The organism is Rhodococcus sp. BE178 (assembly GCF_050433545.1).
Classification (GTDB): Bacteria; Actinomycetota; Actinomycetes; order Mycobacteriales; family Mycobacteriaceae; genus Prescottella.
In genome coordinates this window covers 186,881-211,337 of the sequence record NZ_JBNPXA010000004.1, presented here as the reverse complement: position 1 = coordinate 211,337, position 24,457 = coordinate 186,881, and the positions used below count along the sequence as shown (strand labels likewise).

Here is a 24,457-nt window from a genome sequence, read left to right as displayed (position 1 = left end):
CGAGCGGCGTCTGCATTCGGCCAGGGTGGCAGTCGTCGTCCGGTCGGGATGTCGTGTCATCCCTTCAGCTGGCCCAGCTCGGTGTCCAGAGGTTGTCAGGTGGGGTGGGTCGCGATTCGAGTAGGTGCCGACGCAGCGCGGTCAGGGCTGGATGCGGGTTTCCGCTCCGGTACACGAACGAGTGCGGATAGACCGGCGTCGGATCCATGATCGGGATTCGCCGCAGGCCGTGATTCGCGGGCCACACGTATCGGTCACCGGAACCGACCAGGGTCGACAGGGCGGACGAACCCGCGATGGCGTCCATCAGCGCCTCTGCCCCGAAGTCGGGCCCGACGGCATCGATGCGCAGGTCGAAAGCTTCGGTGAGCTCGTCGTAGAACGCGGCCCACTCGGTGCCCTGCTTGATCCCCGGGATCCAGATGCGGTGCCCGGTCAGGTCTTCCGGACTAAGAGATGGCGCCGAGGCGAGCGGGTGCTCCGGTCCTACCAACAGCTGCAACGGATCGTCCAGGACTCGCTCGGCCACGATGCGGTCGGGCAGGTCGCGTGGGGACACTGGAACCGAGCGGAATGTCGCGTCGATCGAGCCGGCGAGCACGGCCTCGATCGCGTTGGGCGCGTTGGCATCCGGCAGCGTGACGACGTCCAGATCGATCCCCGGATGAGCCTGGTAAAAACTCTGCAGGGCGAGGGCTGGGGCGATGCGCCGGTTGAGGACATCGACCCGCAACGTGCGTTCGCCCGGACGTACCGACGCTGCCGCACGGTCCACCGCCCGCAGAACGTCGCGAGCGTGCGGAAGAAATGCCTGCCCGTCCAGCGACAGCCGTGCCCCGCGCGCGGTGCGGGCGAACAATCTCACCCCGAGCACGCGTTCGAGGTTTGCGATCCGCTTGGAGACGGCCTGCTGGGTAATTCGCAGGTCGACGGCGGCTTCCTGGAACTGTCCGGCGTCCGCGACGGCGACGAAGGTGCGCACGGCTTCGATGTCCACCGCCCAGACCCTACGGATACAACCCCCGGTTGTGACTCGCGGGTCCGCTCGTTGTTTGCTTCGCGTCCGCCTGGTTGGTCGAATCCTCGCTGTCGATGATCGGTTGTGGGGGAGGGGTTTTCATGGCTCGGGAGAATCTGGGGCGTTCGTTCGGATGGCTCTGGTCGGCGTTCGCCGCCTCGACGGCCGGCACCTGGTTGGGATTCGGCGCGTTCCCCCTGATCGCGATCCTGGTCCTCGATGTCGGCGCCGCGGCGGTCTCCGTCCTGGCGGCGGCCGGCCTGCTGGTGGGGGCGGTGCTGGCCGTTCCGCTGGGGCCGTGGGTCGAGGCCCACCGCAAGAAGCCGGTCATGATCGTCGCCGACGTCGTCCGTTTCGCAGCCCTGCTGACCATCCCGGTCACCTACATGCTGGGAATGCTGACCTATACGCAGCTACTGGTGGTCTCGGTCGTGAGCACCGCGTCGAACATCGCGTTCGCTGCCGCCAGCGGCGCCTACCTGAAGCAGATCGTGCGACCGGATCAGCTGTTGGTGGCCAACGGCCGGTTCGAGTCGACCACCTGGACCGCCACCGCGGTCGGCCCCACCGTGGGCGGCGGAGCCATCAGCGTTCTCGGTCCCGTGGTCACGGTGATCGCCAACGCCACCGGGTTCCTCCTGTCGGCGCTGAGTATCGGGATGATCCGCGAGCGAGAACCCGAGCCGATCCGCGAGAAGGCCTCGGCGTTCCGAACCACGGACGTGGTCGAGGGCTGGAGGTTCATCAACGCCGACCGGCGGCTGCGCCCGCTGTTCTGGAACACGGTGGCCGTCAACGCGCTGATCATGGCCACCGAACCCCTGCTCGCCGTCCTGCTGCTCAGGGACTTGGGCTGGGAGGCCTGGCAGTACGGACTCGCATTCGGGCTCCCCTGTATCGGTGGGTTCGTCGGCGCTCGGATAGCTCCCCGGCTGGAGGCCCAGTACGGGCGCCGCCGCGTCCTCGGCGTCTCCGGTGCGCTCCGCGCAGTGTGGCCGGTGGGGCTGATCCTCGTGATGCCCGGCCCGGCCGGCGTCGTCCTCGTCATCGTCGTCGAACTGGCGCTCATCACCTGCATGGGAGTGTTCAACCCTCTGTTTGCCACCGAGCGGCTGCAGCGCGTTCCCGCCGAGAGGATCGGCCGGGTGATGGTGGCCTGGAACGTGACCGGTACCGGTGCTATCGCCGTACTGACCGCTCTGTGGGGCGTGCTCGCTGTCATCACTGACGCCCGCATCGCCATCGGAATCGCCGGTGTCCTCCTCCTTGCGACCCCGTTCCTTCTGTCGCGAAAGGACACATCCGAGCCCGCGCTACCACTTCCGTCTGAGGGAGGAGCGATATCTGTTCCACTGCAACGACATCGAAAGGTTCCGTAGCGCTCCTGATTGCTGGGACACTATGTCGGGCCGGGCGTCGCATTCCCGGCGAACGTGACATCTCTCTGCACGAGCAGCCGCGCGTCCCCGTTCAGGTCCTGATGTGGCGGATGCCGACCGCGGCTCGTCGAAGCTGATAGCGGGCGGGGGTCAGGCGGCCCCGGGCGAGCTGCAGCCCTGTGCGCGCTGCGATGTCTTCGACGACGTCGTCGATGGTGCGATCGTCGGTGGCGATGTGTTCGGTGAATCTGGCCTCGGCCAGTGCTGCGACGCAGCGGTCGATCTGTTGCATCGCCCAGGTTTCGTCTCGCCCGACGGCCCGGCCCAGTCAGTAGCCACTGCGCGTCCGCAGCCTACGTTGGAGGGTCTCGGGCGAGGCGGTCAGCGAGAAGTGCCTGACATCAACGTCTTCGGCGGCCAGGCGGTGATGTGGGAGTGGGGGACACGTCGATTCAACTCGAAGGCAGTCTGCGTCCTTCCTGCACCGAACGCGCCATTGATCCATACGAGCACCGCGCCGAGTCTATTCGTGCGCCGGCGGTCGGCGCCACCGAAAGACGACAGGGTCGTCGCAACTCCTCGGCGAGAGGAGGCGCGACGACCCTGTGGGCGACGTCGAGCGGGGGGCTTACGTCAGCGAGGCCTCGTGCACGTCGCGGACGAACTCGGGCAGCGGGTCGCCGGCGCGCAGGCGCGAGGCCAGTGCCGGATCGGCGAGGTGCAGGCGACCGATCGCGATGAGGTCGAACTCGCCGCCGCCGATGCGCTTCTCGAGCTCGGGGATGTTGTCGACGACCGGCGCCGAGCCTTCGATGCGGCTGTCGCGGAGCGACTTACCGATGCCGACGCTGCCGACGGCCATGGTGATCGCGCCGGTGACTTCCTTGGCCCAGCCGGCCAGCGACAGGTCGCTGCCCTCGAAGGCGGGGAAGTCGAAGCGGCGGATGCTGGCGTCGAACACGTCGACGCCGGCGTCGGCCAGCGCGCCGAGGACGACCTTCAGCTCGTCGGGGGTCTCGGCGATGCGCGCGGTGTAGTTCTGCTGCTTGTGCTGCGAGAAGCGGTAGAAGATCGGGTAGTCCTCGCCGATCTCGGCACGGATCGCCTCGACGACGGCGACGGGGAAGCGGGTGCGGCGCTCGAGGTCGCCGCCCCACTCGTCGTCACGCTTGTTGGTGCCGGCCCACAGGAACGAGTCCAGCAGGTAGCCGTGGCCGCCGTGCAGGGCGATGCCGTCGAAGCCGACGTCGATCGCGTTACGGGCGGCGCGGGCGAACGCGGAGATGACGTCCTGGATGTCCTGCTCGGTCATCGCCTCGGTGGTCTGCTGCGCCCACTCGACGTACGAATCCGGGTACGAGGTGGTGCCGAGCGGGCCCCACTCGCCGGACGGGCGCATCGGCTTGAGGGCCGGGTCGACCTTGCTCATCGCGCCCCACAACGGTCCCACGTGCCACAGCTGCGGGATGATCTTGCCGCCGGCCTCGTGGACGCCGTCGACGACCTTGCGCCAGCCCGCGAGGGCGTCATCTCCGAACAGGCGGGGCACGCGCGAGTTGTCTACCGAGGTCTCGTGGTCGATCGCGACGCCCTCGGTGACGATCAGCCCGGTGCCGCCCTCGGCGCGGCGGCGGTAGTAGCCGGCGACGTCGTCGCCGGGGACCCCGTCGATCGAGTAGGAGCGTGTCATCGGCGACATCACGATGCGGTTCGCGAGCTCGAGCGACCGAACCTTCAGCGGCTGGAACAGGGGAGATGAACTGGTCATGTCGTCAATGCCTTCTCGAGAGCCGTGGGAAACCAAGCAAGTGTTAGGTAGATTTTCAGGCCCTTTCGGCCCGCGTCAAACCCAGGTCTCACTCAGCGCAAACGCTCGGGACTAGGGTCGTCTGGAGTGTCCGGCGTCACCCCGGACAGCAGGCCGGCGAGAGGGGCAGTGCGTGTGTGAATCCGCTGATCGGGTGGAACAGGACTGGGAGTCCGACGCCGCGGACGTGATCGCGTTCCGGGAGCGCCTGGGATTGCCGTCGCTGATCGACGTCCACACCCATTTCATGCCGAAGCGGGTGATGGACAAGGTGTGGGCCTACTTCGACTCCGCCGGCCCGCTCATCGGCCGGGAGTGGCCGATCCGGTACCGAATGGAGGAGGACTCTCGCGTCGAGCATCTGCGCGCGTTCGGCGTCAGCCACTTCACGTCCATGCTGTACCCGCACAAGCCGGACATGGCGGCCTGGCTCAACCAGTGGGCCGCGGACTTCGCGGCCCGCACACCCGACTGCCTGCACACCGCCACCTTCTACCCGGAGGAATCGGCGCCGGAGTACGTCACCGCGGCGCTCGACGCCGGGACCCGGGTGTTCAAGTCGCACATCCAGGTGGGCGAATACGACCCGGGCGACCCGCTGCTCGATCCCGTGTGGGGACTGCTCGAGGACAGCGGCACCCCGATCGTCATCCACTGCGGATCGGGGCCGGCGCCGGGCCGGTTCACCGGGCCCGACCGCATCGCGAGGCTGCTCGCCCGGCACCCCCGGCTGGCGCTGGTGATCGCGCACATGGGGATGCCGGAGTACTCGGAGTTCCTCGACCTGGCGGACCGCTATCCGAGCGTGTATCTCGACACGACGATGGCATTCACCGACTTCACCGAGGCGCAGGTCGCATTCCCGCGCGGAGAGGTGTCGCGGCTGCGGGACCTGGGCGAACGCATCCTCTTCGGCAGCGACTACCCCAACATCCCGTACTCGTACCGCGACGCGCTCGACGCGCTGGAACGCTTCGACCTCGGCGACGACTGGGTGCGCGCGGTGGTCCACCACAACGCGACGAAGCTGTTCGACCTCTCCTGACGAGGCCGCGGCCGGGACCGGATCAGGACGCCGGTTCCGGCTGCATCACGCTGAACACCGCCCCCTGCGGGTCCGTGAGCACCGCCATCCGTCCGACGGTCTTCATGTCGAACGGTTCGGCCATGAGCGCGCCACCCTCCGCGGCGGCCTTCGCGACGGTGGCGTCGGTGTCGTCGGTGCAGAAGTAGACGTGCCAGTGGTTGGGGACGTCGGGACGCGGCGGCGGCGCACAGCCGCCGACGCCGTCGCCCTGCACCTGGAGGACGGTGTAGTCGCCGTCGGGCATCGGCATCGTGGCACTGCCCAGCCCCACCACGGCGGCGTAGAAGGGGAGGGCGGTCGACGGCTGGTCCGTGATCAGCTCGTCCCAGATCAGGGTGCCCGTCTCGTTGACCAGGGTCGCGCCGACATGTTCGCGGGCCTGCCACAGCCCCACCTCGGCGCCGGTGGGGTCGGCGACCAGCGCCATCCGCCCCGCCTCCCCGACGTCGAAGGCCGGGAGCAGGAGCCGACCTCCGGCGGGTTCCACCTTCGCGGCCGACGCGTCAGCGTCGGCCACCGCGAGGAAGGTGTTCCATCGGGAAGGGGTCTCGGAGGGTGACGATCCGGCGGGGAGTGGGGCGATCGCCGCGACCCGTTCGCCCCGCAGGGTGGCGATGGAGTAGACGGCGTCGTCCAGCATCGGACGGTCGTCGTACGACCAGCCGAACAGTGCGGCATAGAAGTCCTTCGCCGCCGGCTGATCGGAGGTCTGCAGATCGACCCAAGCGGGTGTGCCCTCGACGTAACTCGAACGTGTCGACATCGCGATGTCCTCTCATTCACCTCATTCACAGTCGACCGGTCACGGTCGACTCGGGCCGCCTGCCGCCGATGAGATGTAGGGAGAGAACGGACATGGTCCGTCCGGAGACCGCTGCGACACGCGGTCGAGCATGCTGAAAGGCTATCGCAGAAAGGGCCTGCTCGCGTCCCTGTGAGGCATTCGAGGGGACGCGAGCAGGGCGCCTAGACGAGATCGGTCGAGATGATCTTCTCCATGTTCCGCTCGGCCAGCGCGGTGATCGTGACGAACGGGTTGACGCCGACATTGCCGGGGACGAGCGAGCCGTCGACCACGTACAGGCCGGGGTACTCGGGCAGGCGCCCGTAGTTGTCGGTGGCCTTGTTCAGCAGGCAGCCGCCCAGCGGGTGGTACGTGAAGTCGTCGCCCCAGGTCTTGTAGACCCCGAACAGGTCGGTCCGGTAGATCGTGCCTTCCTTCTTGTTGATCTTGTCGAAGACCTTCTTGGCCATGTCGATGCTCTGCTGGTTCTGCGACACCGACCAGGAGAGATCGACCTTGCCCGTGCTCGAATTGAACTGGAAGCGAGCGCGTTCGGGGTTCTTCGTGATCGCCAGGTACAGGCTCGCGTACGTCTCGAGGCCTGCGGGGAGCGGTGCGATCTCGGCGAAGATCGGCGCGGTCGGATCCGACCAGTTGTCGATGCCCATCGTCGGGATGGTCGCCTGCTGGGAGCCGGTGGCGTCCCACATGTGGTTGGCGCGGCCGACCATGACGTTGCCGTTGTTGCCCCAGCCCTCGCCGACCTGCGAGGAGAGGTTCGGCAGATGCCCCTGCGCCTTCATCGAGACCAGCAGCTTGCTGGTGCCGACGCTGCCGGCGGCGAAGAACACCCGGTCGGCGGTGACGACCTTGGTCGCGATCTTGTTGCCCTGCTCGTCGATCTGATCCATCGTGACGCTGTAGCCGCCGCCGGACGCCGGGGCGACCTTGGTGACCTGGTGCAGTGTCGTGATCGTCAGCTTGCCGGTGGCCGCGGCCTGCGCCAGATAGGTCTTGTCGAGCGACTTCTTGCCGGCGTTGTTGCCGTAGATGACCTCGCCGCCGAGACCCGACTTGGTGACCTGGCCCGCGGCCTCCTGCTTCATGTACTCGAAGTCGTACACGTTCGGCACGAAAGTCGTTGAGAAGCCGGACCGTTGAGCGGTCTTGCGGCCCGTGCGCGCGAACTGGTACCACGGCGTCGACTCGAACCAGGCCTGGTCGATGTTGTTTACGCCCAGACCGGCGTTCGCACGCGGAAAGAACTTGTCGTACATCTCGGTGGAGTTCACCGAGGGCAGGATCTCCTCGAAGTAGTTGCGCTTCGGGGTGACGGCCATGCCGCCGTTGACGAGCGAGCCGCCGCCGACGCCGCGACCCTGATAGACCTTGACGCCGGAGAACCGCTCGGAGTCGAGCACGCCGACGTACTTGTCGATGCTCTTGTTGATGCCGAAGCCCATGAAGTTGCTGACGGGCTGATCGGTGGTGTCGGACAGCCACATCGAGCGCTTGTCGGCGTTGAGCATGCCGCAGAAGATCTTGCCGTCGGGGCCGGGGGTGTCCCAGCTGCGGCCCATCTCGACGATCTGGGTGGGGATGCCGGCCTGCGTCAGCCTCAGCGCGGCGACCGCGCCGCCGTACCCACTGCCGATGACGAGTGCCGGGATCCGGTCGCCGTCGGCGATGGCTCGGCGGGGGGACGCGGAAGCGGACGTCGACATCGACGAGAGCAGCAGCGCTCCCGCGGTCAGGCCCGTACCGGCAAGGAATCGGCGGCGTGAGACATTTGCAACCCCCCGAGTTGCAGCGGCTCTGTTCGCCCGGCTATCGGTCATGGAACTCCTCTGTCGACGGTTTGTTGGGTGGCTTGCATCACACAGCAAGCTGCCAGGGTTATACCGCCGACAGAGGAGGCTACGAGGCGGTACCGGAAAATTGGTACAGCCGGGACATTCTCAGCTCCGCTGTCGAGAAAGTGATCAGCGCAGCTTCAGGCTGCCGCCGTCCGCCATGAGGGTCTGGCCTGTCATGTACTTCGAATCGTCGCTCGCGAGGAACAGCGCGACGGGCGCGATGTCGGTCTCGGGATCGCCGATCCGCTGCAGCGGGACCTTCGCGACGGACGCGGCCGCGCGCTCGGGAAATGCCTTCTGCCAGGCCACGACTCCCTCGGTCGCCGCGAACGGGCAGAGCACGTTGACGCGGATCTGGTCCGCGGCCCACTCGTTGGCGGCCACCCGGCTGACGCCGCGGATGGCCTCCTTGGCGGCCGCGTACGACGTCTGCGTCGGCATGCCCTCGAGGCCGGAGCTGGACCCGAAGTTGATGATCGAGCCCTGCGACTTCTTCAGCTCCTCGTAGCAGGCCTGCATCAGGTGCACCGTCGGATAGAAGCCCGTGTTGAACGAGATGTCGAACATCTCCTGGGTCTGCTCCAGCAGTGGGGCCTGCCGCGACGCGTGCGCGTTGTTCACCAGCACGTCGATGCCGCCGAACGCGGCGACCGCCGCGTCACGGATCGCCGTCGCCGAATCCGGCTGCGAGATATCGACGCCCAGAAACTTCGCCTCGCCCCCGGCGTCCGCGATCTCCTTCTCGAGCGCGAAGCCGTTCTCATCGCTGATGTCGACGAACAGCACCTTCGCGCCCTCACGGGAGAAAACGCGGGTGATCGCGCGGCCGATGCCGCCCGCGCCACCGGTGACGATCGCGACCTTGCCCTGCAGTCTCATGACGAACCCCCGCTGCCGGATCAGACGCCGGCGGGCGCGTCGGTGGCCAGGGCGATCTTCTCGAGGCCCGCGACGCTGTAGGCGGCGTAGGTCTCGTACGGCCCGCGGCCCGAGAAGTACGGGGTGAGCTGCCCGGCGAGCTCCTCGACCGAGAACTCGGAACCGGCGGCGTCGAAACGGTTCTCGACCTGCGGCGCGGCCATGAGGGCGACCATCTTGCCGTAGACCACGAACACCTGGCCGTTGATCTCGTCGGACTCGGGGGAGGCGAGGTAGCGGACCAGGGTCGCGACGCGCTCGGGAGCCAGCGGATCCAGACCCTGCGTCGCGGTGTTGTCGTCACCGAACGCCTCGGCCGTCATCGCCGTCCGTGCGCGGGGGCAGATCGCGTTGGCGCGCACGCCGTAGCGGGACAGGCCCGCCGCGGTCGACAGCGTCAGCGCGGTGATGCCGGCCTTCGCCGCGGAGTAGTTGGGCTGCCCGGCGGAACCGAACAGGAATGCCTCGGACGAGGTGTTGACGACGCGACCGAAGATCGGGCCGCCGGCGTCCTTGCTGGCCTGGCGCCAGTGCACGGCCGCCGCGCGCGACGTCGCGGCGTGCCCCTTGAGGTGCACGCGGATGACGTCGTCCCAGTCGGACTCGGACAGGTTGAAGATCATCTTGTCGCGCAGGATGCCCGCGTTGTTGACCAGAATGTCCATCGAACCGAAGTTCGTGACGGCCTCCTCGACCATGCGTGCGCCGAGCGACCAGTCGGAGACATCGCCGGTGATCGCGAGGGCCTGTCCGCCCGCGGCCTTGATCTCGTCCACGACGTCGTGGGCGGCCGAGCCCATGTCGTTCACGATCACCGCTGCGCCGGCCTCGGCGAGTGCGAGCGCCTCGGCGCGACCGAGTCCCGCTCCCGCTCCCGTGACGATGGCCGTGCGGCCGGCCAAGCTGAGGGATTCCACCATGTCAGGCTCCTTACCTTCTATGCGATGTCCCCAAACTAGTATTCATTCTAGTTTTTTCACAAGGGTCTGGCGGATTTTGATCGCGCGCGTGCGACACCCTGCTTCCGCTGATCAGCGCGGGATCCGGTAGACGCCGGGGCGGGCCCGGGAACTCTTCGCGGGGCTATTGATCGGCATATCGAAATATGTTCTACTCGGTATGTTGTGATCTCAGGCACACGGGGGCGTGTTATGTGGTAGAACGCACTCTTGCTCGTTGTGCGATTCTCCATGAAGGGCCACCCATGTCACTCAACCTTGCGGACCTGACCGAAGCTGTCATCGACGCCATCCCCGAGAAGGTCGCGCTCGTGTGCGGCGACGAGTCGCGGACATTCGCCGAGTTCGACGCCGGCGCGAACCGTATCGCGCACCACCTCGCTGCTCAGGGCGTCCGGCCCGGCGACCACGTCGGTCTCCACGCCCGCAACAGCATCGAGTTCGTCGAGTCGCTGCTCGGCTGCCTCAAGATCCGTGCCGTCCCGGTGAACGTCAACTTCCGCTACGTCGACGCCGAGCTGACGTACCTATACAACGACGCTCAGCTCGCGGCGGTGATCGCGGACGGCGAGTTCAGCGATGTCATCGCCGACGTGCTTCCCAAGTGCCCCACGGTGCGCCACATCGTGCTCATCGGTGAGGCCGCCGGACCCGCGCTCTCGGAGGCCGCTGCCGCCGCGGAGACCACCATCTCGGTCGCCGACTTCCACAAGGCCGTCGCGGACCAGTCGCCCGAGCGCGACTTCCCCGAGCGCAGCAACGACGACCTGTACATCATCTACACCGGCGGCACCACCGGCATGCCCAAGGGCGTGATGTGGCGGCACGAGGACTTCTACCACGCCGCACTCGCAGGCGGCGCCATCATGGGCGGCGATCCGATCCTCTCGCCCGCCGAGCTCGGTGCCGCTGCGGCCGCGAACCAGTTCGCGATGTCGTACCTGATCACTGCACCCCTGATGCACGGAGCCGCGTCGTACTCGCTGTTCACCTGCATGTTCATGGGTTCCAAGCAGGTCCTCATGTCCAAGTACGACCCGGTCGATGCCCTCGAACTGGTCGACCAGCACAAGATCAACACCGTGATGGTGGTCGGCGATGCGATCGCCCGTCCGCTCTCCGACGCGATCGAGGAGCACGGTGAACGGTTCGACCTCAGCTCGCTGTGGATCATCGGTTCCGGCGGCGCGTTGTGGTCCGCCAGTGTCCGCGAGAAGCTGGGCAAGCTGCTGCCGAACGTCTACCTCCGGGACGCGTTCGGCTCGTCGGAGTCCGGCAACGACGGCGAACTGAAGAAGGATGAGGACGGCCTGTTGCGGATGGCGCCGTCGCCCAAGGCGCGCGTGGTCGACACCGACTTCTCCACGATCGAACCCGGCTCGGACACCGTCGGTTACCTCGCCCGCGCCGGACACGTGCCGCTCGGCTACTTCGGCGACCCCGAGAAGACGGCCGCGACGTTCCCCGTCGTCGACGGTGTGCGGCTGTCGGTTCTCGGCGACCTCGCGCGCGTCGAGGCGGACGGAACCATCATCGTGCTCGGCCGTGGATCGTCGTGCATCAACACCGGCGGCGAGAAGGTGTACGCCGAGGAGGTCGAGGAGGCGCTCAAGAGTCACCCCGACGTGCTGGACGCGCTCGTCGCCGGGATCCCGGATCCCACGTACGGGCAGCGGGTCTCGGCCGTCATCTCGGCCCGCGCCGGCGTCGACGATCTCGACGAGAACGACGTGACCGCGCACTGCCGGACCCGGATCGCGGGCTACAAGGTGCCGCGCACCCTCGTCGTGGTCCCCGAGGTCGTCCGGTCGCCCGCGGGCAAGGCCGACTACCGTTGGGCGAAGGCGACTCTCGAAGCCGCCGACTGACGTTCCGGTCCTGACGGCAACGGCCCGCTCCCTTTCGGGGAGCGGGCCGTTTCGTCGTTCGGGAGGTCAGCTACCGGCGCGGGCCAGCAGGTCGCGTGCCTCGGGGCGGCCGTCGAGCACCCGACCCGTGCGGTACGTGATCTGCCAGCGGCCGTCGATCCGGGCGAACTCCCAGCGGTTCGCGGTCACACGCCAGACGCGGAACCCGTCCGAGTTGTCGTCGTTCATGATGAGCTGCGAATGGCAGGTCGCGACCGCGGTGTCGCCCTCGACGCGGATGTTCATCGGGTCGAGCAGGTGACCGCAGCCGCCGCCGATGTAGTCCTGGTGCGGGCGGGTGCGGACCATCTCCATGATCTCGGCGCGGCCGCGCATGATGCGCATGTCGACGTCGTACACGCCGTCCTCGGCGAACAGTGCGCCCACCCGGTCGGCGTCGCCGGAGTCGACCGCCGGACCGTAGGCCGTCATGATCTCCTGGATGGCGATCTTGTCTTCGAGCAGCTGAACCCGCTCGACGAGGGACTGGACGAGCGCGGCGGTATCGGTCATCGGATCTCCTTCAAAATGTTTGTCCAGCAAATCGGGTGTAACGGCTGTTCTTCGGCGCCGCGTCAGCTGCGCGCGGGATCGAACTCGAGGCCGAGGCCGACGCCGAGCTCGCGCAGCGCCTCGAGCTGTTCGCAGTAGTGCGCGCTGCCCGTCGCGGCGATGGACGCGCTGGTGATCGTGGCGCCCGCGTCGCGTCGACGTTCGAGGGCGCGGACGGTGCGCTCGCGCGCCCCCAAGGGATCGAGGGGCGCGCCGGCGCTCAGGACGACGTCGAACTGGTCGGGGACATCGACCTTGCCGAGCATGGTCGCGAGCTCGTCGACGCTCAGCCCGAACGGGACCCATCCGTCGCCGTGTTCGGTGGCCCGGCGCAGCGACCGCATCGTGCGCCCGCCGATCCACAGCGGCACCCGGTCCTGGACGGCGTGCGGTTCGACGAGGAGGTCCTGGAATTCGTAGTAGGTTCCGCGGTACTCGGGCACGCTCCGGGACAGCGCGGCGCGCAGCGCGGCGAGCGCATCGTCGGCGCGGGCGCCGCGATCCTCGAACGCCGCACCCAACAGGTCGAACTCTTCCTTCAGCGTTCCGACGCCGAGCCCGAGGACCAGTCGTCCACCGCTCACGACGTCGAGGGTGCCGTAGCGCTTGGCGATCTCGAGCGGGTGGTGGTAGCCGAGCACGAGGACCTGGGTCGCGAGGCGGATCCGGGTGGTGCGGGCGGCGAGGTAGCCGAACGTCGCGAGCGGATCCCAGTACGTTCCGCCGCGGGCCTCAGCCACCTCGACCGGGACTGCGACGTGTTCACTGCAGGTCAGGTGGTGGAAGCCGAGACGATCCGCGCATTCGGCCACCCGGGCGAGGTCGGAGATTCCGCCGCCACGCTCCCACTCCGAGTGGGCGCCGGGGTGCAGCACCACGACGGGGGAGACGATTCCGATATGCATCCCTACAGCTCCGTTGCTGGATCGGCCATTGTCGATTCGTTCTACCCGAGCACCATGACGGGCGCCGCAGGTTTTCCGGTGACCGGGAGTTTGTCGGCGCCCGGTGCGTCCGCGCGCTTGCCAGGGCGTCTGGCGGCATGATGTCGATGTCCGATTTCGGGCAAATAATCAATCGATATCGGTCCCGCCCAGCGGGATGCACCTGCTAGCCTGACAGAATTGATTTCAGTTTTGCACCGGTTCGCCCCGCTGATCAGGGGCGCGGATGTTGTTTGGAGGTGTCGATGACTGTCGTCGATTCACATGAGTCGGTCGATGCTCCCGCGCCGCGGCGCGATCTGCCGCCGTCCATGGTCGAACGGATGACGCTGATCCTCGACGCGTTCGACGGCCGCGCATCGCGCTTGACCCTCGAGGAAGTGGCCTGCCGTACGCAGCTGCCGCGCTCGACGGTCCACCGCATCCTCGACCAACTCGTTCGGCTGAACTGGGTGGAGCACGCCTCGTTCGGCTACTGCCTGGGTCGGCGGGCACTCGGACTCGGCGGCGGCGACGGCGGCCACAGCGAGATCCGTGCCGCGGCAGCGCCGTTGCTGCACGAACTGCACATGCAGACCGGGATGGTCGTGCACCTCGCGGTCCTCGACGGGAGCGAGAGCGTCTACCTCGACAAGGTCGGTGGGCGCTTCGCGGCGTCGCTGCCGTCGCGCGTCGGCGGACGCGGTCCCGCCTACTCGACCGCCGGTGGCAAGTCGATGCTCGCGTGGCTCGACCCCGAGCGGGTCGACAGCCTGTACGAGGCGCGCCTGAGCCGCTGCACCGACCGCACGATCACCGACATCCCGACGCTGCACCAGGAGCTCAACCGGATCCGGCAGCGTCGCGGGCTGGCCTTCGAGCGCGGCGAATCCGTTCGCGGCGTGGCGTGTGTCGGGGTCGCGATCCGCGGTCACGACGGCCCCGTCGCCGGCATCTCGCTGTGCGGCGACGCGCGCACCGCGCAACTCGAGCGCGTCGCGCCGCTCGTGGTGGACGCGGCCCGCGAGGTGTCGCGCACGCTCTACCCCGAACTCGGCGCGCCCCGGCGTGGCCGTCGTGCACCCGAGACGCCCGCGAACACCTGGTCCGCCGACGCGATGGACCGCCTGCTGTCCATCCAGAGCGGGCAGTGGATCTAGCGGGATCTAGCGCGCCGCCTGCGCGGGATCGGGAATCGCGATCGGCGCGGGGCCCTCGATGCCGAACTGGCCGCGGAAGAACACCATCGGGCGCTCCTCGCAGACGGTGTCCAGTTCGAGGACGCGGGCGACGATGACGTCGTGGTCGCCGGCGACGTGGACGTTCTCGACCTCGGCGTGGACGCGCATCAGGACGTCCGGTAGCGACGGCGTGTTCCACCGCGACAGCTCCCAGTCGAGATCCTCGTACTTGCGGCCCCGGCTGGAACCGAAGCGCGAGCACAGGTCGGACTGCTCCTCGTGCAGGACGTTGACGCAGAAGCGGCCGGTCTCACGGATCCGCGGCCACGCCCGGCCGCGATGGTCCGCGCAGATCAGGATCAGCGGCGGCTCGAGCGACACCGACGCGAACGACTGGCAGGCGAACCCGACCGGCCCGTCGTCGTCGAGACCCGTCACGATCGTCACGCCGGTCGCGAACTGGCCCATGACCCGGCGCATGTCGGCCGGAGTCGGCGCTCCCACCGAGCTCTCGTGTGCAATCACCTCTGTGGGCATGGGGCCACCTCCGATTCGGTGTGATCGATCGGCGCCCAGCGCGCCGAAGTTGATGTTGGCGAGCGTATGGCGGCACGTTCGTGGCCCTGAACTGCTGTCTCGGTCAGCGGAACCACCCCTGACAGGCGCAGACAGGGAACTTATGGTCTCGCTCATCGGGATGAGATATGGCCCACCTCGGCGCGGACTGGCAGCCTGCCACCCGAATGGGCTGTGACCCGGATGACACATGAGGGACAGAGGCAACGATGACTGCTGAGTTGAGTTACGAGGGAACTCTGAGGGAGCTGCACACCGATGGGGGTGTGCTCCGATACCACGAGGCCGGCGACGGTCCGCCGCTGCTCCTGCTGCACGGTTCGGGTCCGGGAGTCACGGGCTGGCGCAACTACCGCGGCGTCCTCGCCGACTTCGCGGAGCACTTCCACTGCTACGTGCTCGAGTTCCCCGGATTCGGCGTGTCCGATCCGTGCGACGGCCACCCGATGGTCGAGGCGATCAACGCAGTGCCGACCTTCCTCGACGGTCTCGGCCTGGGCGCCGTCGACATGATCGGCAACTCGATGGGTGGTGTCGTCGCCACCCGGATCGCGATCGCCCAGCCCGAGCGTGTCAACAAGCTGGTCTCGATCGGCGGCATGGGCAAGAACGTCCTCTCGTCCAACCCGGGCGAGGGCATCAAGCTGCTCATGGAGTTCACGGACAACCCGACCCGCGAGAGCCTCATCCGCTGGCTGCAGTCCATGGTCTACGACCCCGCGATCGTGACCGAGCAGCTCATCGAGGAGCGCTGGGCGCTCGCGACCGAGCCCAAGACCCTCGAGATCGCCCGCCGCATGTACAGCTCCAAGGCATTCGCGGCGATGGCTGCGGCGAACGCGCAGGCCGACGGCACCCCCTACTGGGCGCAGTTCGGCAAGATCAAGGCCCCCACCCTGCTCACCTGGGGTCGTGACGACCGCGTGAGCCCGGTCGACATGGGCCTGCTGCCGATGCGCGACATCCCGAACGCGGAATTCCACGTGTTCCCCAACTGTGGCCACTGGACCATGATCGAGGCGCGCGACGCTTGGGTCTCGACGGTCCTGGCCTTCCTTCTGCGTGACGAGAAGTAGGCGAAACCCAATGGCAGACAAGAAAGCCGGCACCGAGAGCTTCGACACTGTCGTCGATTTCCTGATCGTCGGCAGTGGCGGCGGTGGCATGGCTGCCGGCATCACCGCGGCGGATCGCGGTATGTCGGCCCTGATCATCGACAAGGGCAAGACCTACGGCGGCTCCACCGCGATCTCCGGTGGCGGCATCTGGATCCCCAACGCGCCCGTGCTGGTGCGCAAGGGCGCCGGCGACTCCCGTGAGTCGGTCCGTCGCTACCTCGACGTCGTCACCGACGGCAAGGTGTCCGACGAGCGTCTCGACGCCTACGTCGACAACGGCCCGCCGATGATGGAACTGCTCGAGCGCAGCCCGCACATCGAGTTCTACTGGGTGAAGGGCTACTCGGACTACCACCCCGAGGAGGAGGGCGGACGCCCCCTCGGCCGCACCACCGAGTGCACGCCGTTCGACACCCGCAAGCTCGGCGAGGACGAGAAGTACCAGCGTCCCAACAGCCTCAAGGGCCCGCTCGGCCTGTGGATCACGTCGAAGGACTACCGCGACCTGGCGATGGTCAAGCGCACGTGGCGTGGACGCCGGGCATCGCTCATCGCGGCGTGGCGTGTGTCGTCGAACGTCATCCGTCGCCGCCACATGGCGACCGGTGGCCGCGCGCTGGTCGCCCGTATGCGCATGGCGCTCAAGGACGCCGGCGTCCCGCTGTGGCTGCAGACGTCGATGAAGGAACTCATCGTCGACTCGAAGGGTGCCGTCGTCGGCATCACCGCGGAGCGCGAGGGCAAGCTGGTGCGGATCGGCGCCCGCAAGGGTGTCCTGCTCGCCACCGGCGGTTTCGACCACAACAACGAGATGCGCGCGCAGTACCTGCCCGAGCACGGCGCCCCGAACATCAGCGCCGGTGCACGCGAGAACCTCGGTGACGGCATCCTCGCGGGCCAGAAGCTCGGTGCCGCCGTCGATCTCATGGACGACGCGTGGTGGATGCCGTCGGTCATGCACCCGATGGGTGCGGTGATCCCGCTGGTGTCCGAGCGGTCCATCCCGCCGGCCGTCATCGTCAACCAGGACGGCAAGCGCTTCACCAACGAGTCGTCGCCGTACGTGAACTTCGTGCACGACCAGCTCGACGGGGGACACGTCCCGGCGTACTTCATCATGGACAGCAAGGCTCGTTCGCGGTACCCGTTCGCGCAGGTGCTGCCCGGTGCTCCGTTCCCGCAGGGCTTCTACGACAAGGGCATCGTGCACAAGGCGAACTCGCTGAGCGAGCTGGCCGGCAAGATCGGCGTCCCGGCGCAGAACCTGCTCGAGACCGTCGACCGGTTCAACGGCTACGCCCGCACCGGCAAGGACGAGGAGTTCGGTCGCGGCGACAGCGCGTACGACCAGTACTACGGCGATCCGACGATGAAGAACCCGGCGATGGACGAGATCGTCAAGGGCCCCTTCTACGCGGTCCGCATCGAGGCCGGCGACCTCGGCACCAAGGGTGGTCTGGTCACCGACGCCGAGGCTCGCGTGCTGCGCGAGGACGGCTCGGTCATCGACGGCCTGTACGCGACGGGCAACACGTCCGCGTCCGTCATGGGCAACGAGTACGCCGGTGCCGGCGCGACGATCGGCCCCTCGATGGTGTTCGGTTACGTGGCCGCAAACCACGTCGCCGATACCGCCTCGGACCGCACCGCCGCGTCCGACACGAAGTAGCACGCACAGGGTCCCGAGTGATCACTCAGCGGGACTGGGAAACAGGCTCTGACGTGGCCGAATTCCAGTCCCGCTGAGCGGGAGATGTTTTGTTCTCCAGGCGCCGTTCCTGGGACCGTTCCACCTACACGATCAGCGCGGTCGAAGAGCGTTGGTCCCCACTCGCACCAGGAGGGCGCGATGCTCGATCGTCTGTCGCCGACGATGGGCCGCGCCGGTGCTCACCCCAGCTTCCTCGAGCATGCCGACGAGCATGCCAAGCGCCACGGCGCATCCGAACCGCGATTTTCGTCGAGGCCGGTCGCCCGAGCTTGCCGGAGGACAGGTAGACCAATTGCTCTAGACCGCAGTCGGTCTGCCGCTAAGAATTGACCCGCGTCGCCGTGGGATCGCAGAGAGAGAGCTGATAGCTATGGGTCAGGTTTTGGACAACATCATGCAGTTCGCGGACGAGATCCGCGAGGGTGGCATCGAGGGCGAGAAGCTGATGCGCCTGTCGGACGGCAACGCGAAGCGTGTGCGCGACGCCGGCGTCATCCGGATGCTGCAGCCGAAGGAGTTCGGCGGCCTCGAGGCGCACCCGCGTGAGTTCGCCGAGACGGCGATGGCCCTGGGCGCCGTCGACGGCTCGACCGGCTGGGTCTCCGGCATCGTCGGTGTCCACCCGTGGGAGATGGCTTTCTTCGATCCCAAGGCGCAGCACGAGGTCTGGGGCGAGGACGTCGACACCTGGATCGCGTCGCCGTACGCCCCCATGGGTGTCGCGGTGCCGGTCGACGGCGGCTACATCCTGAACGGCCGCTGGTCGTTCTCCACCGGCAACGACCACTGCGAGTGGGTCATGATCGGTGCTCTCGTCGGTGACCAGAAGGGTGTCCCCACCGGCAAGATCCTGCACGTGCTGGTTCCGAAGGCGGACTACACCGTCGACCACGACAGCTGGAACGTCGTCGGCCTCCGTGGCACCGGTTCGAAGGACTTCACCGTCAAGGACGCCTTCATCCCCGAGTACCGCACGATCGACTCCGAGATCGTCCTCAGCGGCAACGGTGCCAAGCACGCCGGCCGTGACGAGACGCTGTACAAGTTCCCGTTCTCGTGCATCTTCCCGCTCGGCATCTCCTCGTCGCTGATCGGCATGTGCCAGGGCGGTCTCGCGCTGTACATCAACGCGCAGAAGGAGCGTGTCGCGGTCACCGGTGTCCCGATCAAGGAGGACCCGTACGTCCTCTACGCCATCGGTCAGGCCGCCGACGAGATCAACGCTGCGCGCGTGTCGATCCTCGAGACCGTCGACCGCTTCTGGGACAAGACGGAGAAGGGCCAGGAGGTCACCTTCGAGGAGCGTGCGATCGGCCGCCGCACCCAGACCAACGCCGCGTGGCGTGCCGTGAGCGCCCTCGACGAGATCTTCGCTCGCGCCGGCGGCGGTGCGATGAAGGTGACGCTTCCGCTGCAGCGCTTCTGGCGTGACGCGCACGTCGGCCTGACCCACGCGATCCACGTGCCCGGCTCGATCAACCATGCCTCGGCACTGACCCAGCTCGGTGGTGAGCCGCAGGGCATTCACCGCTCGATGATCTAGTTCGAACCCACCTGCATTCCTTACTCAGGGACGGATTGATATGACGGAAATTCGGGGTCTCGGCTACCTCAGGATCCAGACTCAGGACATCGCTCGTTGGCGGGAACTGCTCGTCGACGGCCTCGGCATGGCAATCGGCACGGGACCCGAAGAGGATGGCCTGTACCTGCGGGTCGACGAGCGCCGTGCGCGCTTGGCCGTCCTGCCGGGCGAATCCGACAAGGCTCTCGCGGTCGGCTGGGAGGTGCGTGACGAGTTCGCTCTGCAGCGCGTCCAGGAAGCTGTCGAGAAGTCCGGCATCGAGGTCGAGGTTCTCTCGCACGAGGAATCCATCTACCGCGACGCCGAGAAGGTCATCGCGTTCGACGACCCGGCCGGCACCCGCATCGAGGTCTTCTTCGGTCCGGTTCTCGACCACAGCCCGGTCGTCACGCCGCACGGCGGCAAGTGGGTCACCGGCACGCAGGGCCTCGGCCACGTCGTGCTGCCGACCGCGAAGTTCGCGGAGTCGTACGCCTTCTACACCGAGGTGCTCGGCTTCCTCCCGCGCGGTGCCATCCGGCTCGCGGACGGCGTCTCGCGCGTCCGCTTCCTCGGTGTCAACGAGCGCCACCACAGCCTGGCGCTGTGCCCGGCACCGCCGACCGACGAGCCCGGCCTAGTGCACCTGATGACGGAGGTCGACACCCTCGACGCCGTCGGCCAGGCGCTGGACCGTGTCGCGAAGAACGGCTTCACGATCTCCTCGACCCTGGGTCGCCACACGAACGACAAGATGGTGTCGTTCTACGTGCGCGCACCCGGCGGCTGGGACCTCGAGTTCGGTACCGAGGGCATGGCGGTCGACGAGACCTTCTACACCGCCGAGGAAATCACGGCGGACAGCTACTGGGGCCACGACTGGTCGGCCTCGGAGCCGCTGAAGGCGTTCATCCCCAAGGCATGATCGTCCGGTAGAGACGGGACGGGCCCCGCACGGATTCGTCCGTGCGGGGCCCGTTCGTCGTTGGACGGTGCGGTGTCAGGCGGGCAGGTCGAGTGAGCGCGCCAGCGTCGGCCACGCCTTGGGCAGTCGGTCCCGCCAGTACGACCATCCGTGGATGCCGACGGCCTCGTAGTCGAAGGTGGCGGGGATCTTCAGCTTGTCGAGCCGGGCGTCGAGCCGGTGGGTGCAGGCGTTCGCGACGGCCTCCATGGGGCCGCCGATGAACACCCGGTCGACGAAGTCCGGGGAGCCCAGTTCCTCGTACTTACCCGGGATGCCGGTCGACACCGAGACGTAGATGTCCATGCCGCGCAGCTGCTCCGCGTTGCGGACCGTGTCGTGGGCGGCCCACTCGGGACCGCCGACCTCGCCCCACAGGTTGCCCGGGTCTCCGCCGCGCGACGACACCGTCGCCTGCACGCTGGCCCGGCCCAGGTCGTCCGTCGTCGAGTAGCACCCGCTGAACACCGCGATGCCGCGGTACATCCCGGGATTCCGGTGCGCGAGCATCATCGCGCCCTGCGAGCCCATCGAGATACCGAGCAGCGACTTGTCGCCGTTGGTGTGCAGGCGCGTGTCCAGCAGCGGCGGCAACTCCTCGGTGATGAACGTTTCCCACTTGTGCAGGCCGACACCCGAATCGACCCGGTCCCAGTCGGTGTACAGGCCGGACACGCCGCCGTTGATCATCACGACGTTGACGTTCTTGTCCGCGAAGAAGGCGGGGGCCCCGCCGATGGTGGCCCACCCGCTGGTGTCCTCGCCCGCGTCGACACCCTCGAGCGCGTAGATCGACGGTCGCGGCACCGAGTTGTCCTTGGGAAGAAGCACTTCCACACCGACCTCGCGGCGCAGCGCGGGCGAGGCCACCGTGAAGCGGACCATCTGCTCGGTCTTCTGCTCCTCGCCCACGATGGCGGCGACGGTGATGTCGTCGCGCAGCGGCGGTAGCGGCGGCCGTTCGTTCTGGAGTGGACCGGGGATGACCGATCCGGCGCTGACGCTGCCCCCGTTTTCGCCGCTGCCGGTCGAGCTGCCGGCGGTCGCCGCGCTCCCCGCGTTGCTGGCGCTGCCCAGGCTGCCGGCGCTGCCCGAGTCCTCGGAGCTTCCGGTGCTTCCGGTGCTTCCGCTGCTCCCGGGCGCCGCCGCGGCCTCACCCGCCAGCGGCAGCGCCACCAGTGCGGCGAGCGACAGGCCGAGCAACCCGCGTCGAAGCCTGCGCGCCGGTGCGCACGTCGGATCGGAACCCCACATCGAGAAAACCCCCAGAAGTCATGGATAGAGCGATCTGACGGTACTCCGCCGCACCGACACGCGTCCCCGAGTTACGCAGAACCGGACGTCGGACCTCGCTCGACCGGTCTACACTCCGGCGGCATGGCGGACGTCCGCGTGGGCATCTCCGGGTGGGTGTACCCGGGGTGGCGCGGTGGCTTCTATCCCGAGGGGCTCGTACATCGCGAGGAGTTGGCGTACGCCTCCGCGCACCTGACGTCGATCGAGATCAACGGGTCGTTCTACGCGTTGCAGAAGCCGTCCAGCTTCGCGAAGTGGCGGGACGAGACGCCCGACGGCTTCGTGTTCGCGGTCAAGGGTGGCCGCTACATCACGCACGTGCGCAGGCTGCTCGACGTCGAGATCCCGCTGGCCAACTTCTTCGCGGCGGGGGTCCTGGCACTGCGCGACAAGCTCGGTCCGATCCTGTGGCAGCTGCCTCCGAACATGCAGTTCGACGCCGACCGGCTCGACGCGTTCCTCGCGCTGCTGCCGCGGACCACCACCGCCGCCTGCGCCCTCGCGGAGCGCCGCGACGACAAGCTGCCCGACGACCGGGTCCTGGTCGTCACCGACGCCGAGCGTCCCATCCGGCACGCGCTCGAGGTGCGGCACGCGAGTTTCGCCGTGCCCCAGGTGGTGACGATCGCCCGAGAGCACGGCGTCGCACTGGTCCTCGCCGACACGGCCGGGAAGTACCCGCGGATCGACGAGACGACCGCCGATTTCGCCTACGCGCGGTTGCACGGCGACGCCGAGCTGTACGCGAGCGGTTACACCGACGAGGCCCTCGACGGATGGGCCGAGAAGGTGCGCGGGTGGCAGCAGGACGGCAGGGACGCGTTCGTGTACTTCGACAACGACATGAAGGGCTACGCGCCGTTCGATGCGATGGCACTGTTGGACCGTCTCGGGTAACCGGGACGGCTACGTCCGATCCGGGCACTGTCGCGCGGTGAACGAGATACAGGCGATCGGCGCGTCGTGTCCGGCTTGTCGTAAGTTGACAGGAGTCGAAGTAAATCCAGTGAAGTGGAATCAACCGAGCGATCCGGATGTACGGACGCAGCCTTCCCACGAGATGGGGTCCGATGGATAAGTCCGGTGTCAAGGAAACTTTCGATTCCGTCGCGTTGTACTACGACCGGATGAATCGCGTGATGACCTTGGGGCGACACCGGCACTGGTGAGATCGCTCTCGCCGCGCGGTCCTTGTATCCGCACGCCGCGATCACCGCTGCAGACTTCTCGGAGCGCATGCTTGCCGCCGCGGCTACCAGAGCAATCGGCGATGCCATCTCGTGGCAAGTTGCCGACGCCAACGACCTGCCGTTCCCGGACGAGGCGTTCGATAGCGTCACGTCCGGGTATCTGCTTCGAAATGTCGACGACGTTTACCGGGTATTGGCAGAAAAGTTCCGCGTGCGGGACACATGTTCGGATATCCACTACCTGGCCTTCCAACCGTCCTGTGGCGGCGTCAGGTACGCGTTGCTTCCAGGAAATCCGAGATCGCCGCGGTCAGCTTCTTCAGGGTGCATCTGCTTCCGGTGCCCGCCCAACGGCCAGGTGGGAACGATGCATCGGTACCGGTCGCGTAGTTCGGCGACAACGTTCCGCCACACCGAACCGTCCATGATCAATCCGTGAATGAACATCAGGACCGGACCATCGCCACCGGTGTCTTCGTACTCGATAGGTCCCGCCGATAGTTCCACCTCGCGCATGTCCATTCCCCCTCGTGACACAGCAACCGAACGTCAGCCGCACGCCATCAGCGCGGCAACCTAGTGCCGGAACCGCCAAAGATAATCGACTCCGAGAAGCGCCACGCGTAGTGTGCGAAAGTCAAGTCGTGACTGGACGTTCGACGCGATTGCACTGTTGAACCGTCTCGGGTGAGCTGAGATGGCTGCATCAGGTTCAGGGATTCGTGAGCGTCGGCGAACACGGAGGATTGCTGGCGTATGAGTCCGCAGTCAGAGGGTCCGAACCCGCCGATGTCGAATGCGGACTGCGATGCGACGATTTCGGCGGCGAGACCGAATGCCTAGACCCAGACCTCCGCGGTACATAAGGCTGTGCTGGAGCGGCCCAGCGGTGACCAGGAGATCGCCGCCGGGCCGCGGTGGCGGTCGAGGTCGGACAGGGCTGTCGGTGAATCACCGCGAACTCCTGGACCAACCCTTTGCCGCTGAGGAACTTCCTAGAAGGGGCGCGCCGGAAGTGGCTTGATCAAGTGTTCGAGTAGGGGTGCCGACTGTGCACAGGTGAGCACCTCGGACGGGTCGAGTCGGATGTACTCGCGTGTGGATGGGTCGACCTCCCACACATCCTCACCGATGAGTCGACCCTGGTCGTCGTAGGGCCAGTTCATGTACTGCCGATTCTTCATCAGGTACGTGGCCTGCGGGTCGACATCGATGCCCTCCGCCACGAGCGCGGCTCCTGGAGTCTGCTGGTAGAGAACAAAGTCGGTACAGATCAGATTGTCGCCGACAGCGATCTTCTCGTCTTCGACGTAAAAGATGCACTCCCCGGTGCCAGCCCATTCGCTGTAGACACTCTTGATCGCGTCGGCGCCCTCGAGCCTGATCGTGCGACCGAAAGTGTTGAAATTGTAGACGGGTTCCTCGACCATCATGTCGGGCGCGAAGATTTCCTCCCAGCGACCGGCGACCTCCAGGTTGCGGTGCCGGTTGTAAGCATGCAGCAGGTAAAGGTGCCGCGGGTTGACGGTCCGCTCGATCAGCTGCGCGACCGCGATATTCGTCTCGGTGACGTCGAATCTACTCATCACTGTTTCCTTTCAGGATCTGAAATTGGGGCGTGGGCTTTTCGAGGGCAAGCCCCGAAGCGCATATGTCGGTAGGGGATA

The 24,457-nt window shown here is 67.2% G+C and carries 21 protein-coding genes and 1 pseudogene; 10 read left to right on the top strand and 12 right to left on the bottom strand.

The features are described 5' to 3' along the window. Positions 1-64 precede the first annotated feature (64 nt). Complete coding sequence (locus tag J2X34_RS10255) at positions 65-997, bottom strand: LysR family transcriptional regulator (protein WP_429516969.1); 933 nt, start codon at positions 995-997, stop codon at positions 65-67. A gap of 122 nt (positions 998-1,119) precedes the next feature. Between J2X34_RS10255 and J2X34_RS10250 the strand changes: the two genes are divergently transcribed. Further along, entirely contained in the window at positions 1,120-2,397 is a 1,278-nt protein-coding gene (locus J2X34_RS10250; RefSeq protein WP_429516967.1) for an MFS transporter, read from the top strand. A 91-nt stretch (positions 2,398-2,488) separates the two neighbouring features. On the opposite strand, the gene J2X34_RS10245 is transcribed toward J2X34_RS10250, so the two are convergent. Together J2X34_RS10245 and J2X34_RS10240 are read right to left on the bottom strand one after the other, a co-directional pair. Further along, positions 2,489-2,689: a hypothetical protein gene (locus tag J2X34_RS10245; RefSeq protein WP_429516965.1), complete on the bottom strand. Its 201-nt coding sequence runs from the start codon at positions 2,687-2,689 to the stop codon at positions 2,489-2,491. 336 nt (positions 2,690-3,025) lie between these two features. Further along, entirely contained in the window at positions 3,026-4,165 is a 1,140-nt protein-coding gene (locus J2X34_RS10240) for an NADH:flavin oxidoreductase (protein WP_429516963.1), read from the bottom strand. A gap of 193 nt (positions 4,166-4,358) precedes the next feature. Between J2X34_RS10240 and J2X34_RS10235 the strand changes: the two genes are divergently transcribed. Further along, positions 4,359-5,249: an amidohydrolase family protein gene (locus J2X34_RS10235; protein ID WP_397484738.1), complete on the top strand. Its 891-nt coding sequence runs from the start codon at positions 4,359-4,361 to the stop codon at positions 5,247-5,249. A 22-nt stretch (positions 5,250-5,271) separates the two neighbouring features. On the opposite strand, the gene J2X34_RS10230 is transcribed toward J2X34_RS10235, so the two are convergent. The 4 genes from J2X34_RS10230 to J2X34_RS10215 form a co-directional block, all read right to left on the bottom strand. Continuing rightward, positions 5,272-6,054: a VOC family protein gene (locus tag J2X34_RS10230; protein ID WP_114723189.1), complete on the bottom strand. Its 783-nt coding sequence runs from the start codon at positions 6,052-6,054 to the stop codon at positions 5,272-5,274. A 203-nt stretch (positions 6,055-6,257) separates the two neighbouring features. Further along, positions 6,258-7,913 (bottom strand): GMC family oxidoreductase N-terminal domain-containing protein, encoded by a 1,656-nt coding sequence (locus tag J2X34_RS10225; protein ID WP_114723188.1) that lies wholly within the window; start codon positions 7,911-7,913, stop codon positions 6,258-6,260. 144 nt (positions 7,914-8,057) lie between these two features. Then, positions 8,058-8,810, bottom strand: coding sequence for an SDR family NAD(P)-dependent oxidoreductase (locus J2X34_RS10220; protein WP_114723187.1), 753 nt, complete (start codon positions 8,808-8,810; stop codon positions 8,058-8,060). Positions 8,811-8,830: 20 nt separating this feature from the next. Next, positions 8,831-9,769 carry a 3-oxoacyl-ACP reductase gene (locus J2X34_RS10215; RefSeq protein ID WP_114723186.1) on the bottom strand — a complete coding sequence of 313 codons (939 nt, stop codon included), beginning with the start codon at positions 9,767-9,769 and terminating at the stop codon, positions 8,831-8,833. Between the two features lie 284 nt (positions 9,770-10,053). Here J2X34_RS10215 and J2X34_RS10210 point away from each other — a divergent pair, with 284 nt between their 5' ends. Further along, complete coding sequence (locus tag J2X34_RS10210) at positions 10,054-11,676, top strand: acyl-CoA synthetase (RefSeq protein WP_429516959.1); 1,623 nt, start codon at positions 10,054-10,056, stop codon at positions 11,674-11,676. Between the two features lie 66 nt (positions 11,677-11,742). Here J2X34_RS10210 and J2X34_RS10205 read toward each other — a convergent pair whose 3' ends face one another. Together J2X34_RS10205 and J2X34_RS10200 are read right to left on the bottom strand one after the other, a co-directional pair. Then, a complete protein-coding gene (locus J2X34_RS10205; protein WP_114723184.1) occupies positions 11,743-12,228 on the bottom strand; it encodes a nuclear transport factor 2 family protein in 486 nt (161 codons plus the stop codon). Positions 12,229-12,290: 62 nt separating this feature from the next. Next, positions 12,291-13,172 carry a TIGR03619 family F420-dependent LLM class oxidoreductase gene (locus J2X34_RS10200; protein ID WP_114723183.1) on the bottom strand — a complete coding sequence of 294 codons (882 nt, stop codon included), beginning with the start codon at positions 13,170-13,172 and terminating at the stop codon, positions 12,291-12,293. A gap of 284 nt (positions 13,173-13,456) precedes the next feature. Between J2X34_RS10200 and J2X34_RS10195 the strand changes: the two genes are divergently transcribed. Further along, entirely contained in the window at positions 13,457-14,350 is an 894-nt protein-coding gene (locus J2X34_RS10195; RefSeq protein ID WP_114723251.1) for an IclR family transcriptional regulator, read from the top strand. A 6-nt stretch (positions 14,351-14,356) separates the two neighbouring features. Here the strand turns inward: J2X34_RS10195 and J2X34_RS10190 are convergent, their stop codons facing one another. Beyond that, positions 14,357-14,908 (bottom strand): flavin reductase family protein, encoded by a 552-nt coding sequence (locus J2X34_RS10190; RefSeq protein WP_114723182.1) that lies wholly within the window; start codon positions 14,906-14,908, stop codon positions 14,357-14,359. A gap of 248 nt (positions 14,909-15,156) precedes the next feature. Between J2X34_RS10190 and J2X34_RS10185 the strand changes: the two genes are divergently transcribed. The 4 genes from J2X34_RS10185 (at position 15,157) to bphC (ending at position 20,265) form a co-directional block, all read left to right on the top strand. Then, positions 15,157-16,023, top strand: a complete 867-nt coding sequence (locus J2X34_RS10185) for an alpha/beta fold hydrolase (protein ID WP_114723181.1) — start codon at positions 15,157-15,159, stop codon at positions 16,021-16,023. Between the two features lie 10 nt (positions 16,024-16,033). Continuing rightward, positions 16,034-17,734, top strand: coding sequence for an FAD-binding protein (locus tag J2X34_RS10180; protein ID WP_114723180.1), 1,701 nt, complete (start codon positions 16,034-16,036; stop codon positions 17,732-17,734). 412 nt (positions 17,735-18,146) lie between these two features. Beyond that, positions 18,147-19,319: a hydroxylase gene (locus tag J2X34_RS10175; RefSeq protein ID WP_429516955.1), complete on the top strand. Its 1,173-nt coding sequence runs from the start codon at positions 18,147-18,149 to the stop codon at positions 19,317-19,319. Positions 19,320-19,359: 40 nt separating this feature from the next. Further along, positions 19,360-20,265 carry a biphenyl-2,3-diol 1,2-dioxygenase gene (gene bphC / locus J2X34_RS10170; protein WP_114723178.1) on the top strand — a complete coding sequence of 302 codons (906 nt, stop codon included), beginning with the start codon at positions 19,360-19,362 and terminating at the stop codon, positions 20,263-20,265. 75 nt (positions 20,266-20,340) lie between these two features. On the opposite strand, the gene J2X34_RS10165 is transcribed toward bphC, so the two are convergent. After that, entirely contained in the window at positions 20,341-21,558 is a 1,218-nt protein-coding gene (locus tag J2X34_RS10165) for an alpha/beta hydrolase (protein WP_429516953.1), read from the bottom strand. A 123-nt stretch (positions 21,559-21,681) separates the two neighbouring features. Between J2X34_RS10165 and J2X34_RS10160 the strand changes: the two genes are divergently transcribed. Together J2X34_RS10160 and J2X34_RS10155 are read left to right on the top strand one after the other, a co-directional pair. Then, the gene (locus J2X34_RS10160) at positions 21,682-22,497 is read left to right on the top strand and encodes a DUF72 domain-containing protein (protein ID WP_429516951.1); all 816 of its coding nucleotides are present in this window, start codon (positions 21,682-21,684) and stop codon (positions 22,495-22,497) included. A gap of 137 nt (positions 22,498-22,634) precedes the next feature. After that, a pseudogene (locus tag J2X34_RS10155) lies at positions 22,635-23,229 on the top strand (class I SAM-dependent methyltransferase). Between the two features lie 556 nt (positions 23,230-23,785). Here J2X34_RS10155 and J2X34_RS10150 read toward each other — a convergent pair. Beyond that, positions 23,786-24,376, bottom strand: coding sequence for a hypothetical protein (locus J2X34_RS10150; RefSeq protein ID WP_114723174.1), 591 nt, complete (start codon positions 24,374-24,376; stop codon positions 23,786-23,788). Between the last annotated feature and the right edge of the window lie 81 nt (positions 24,377-24,457).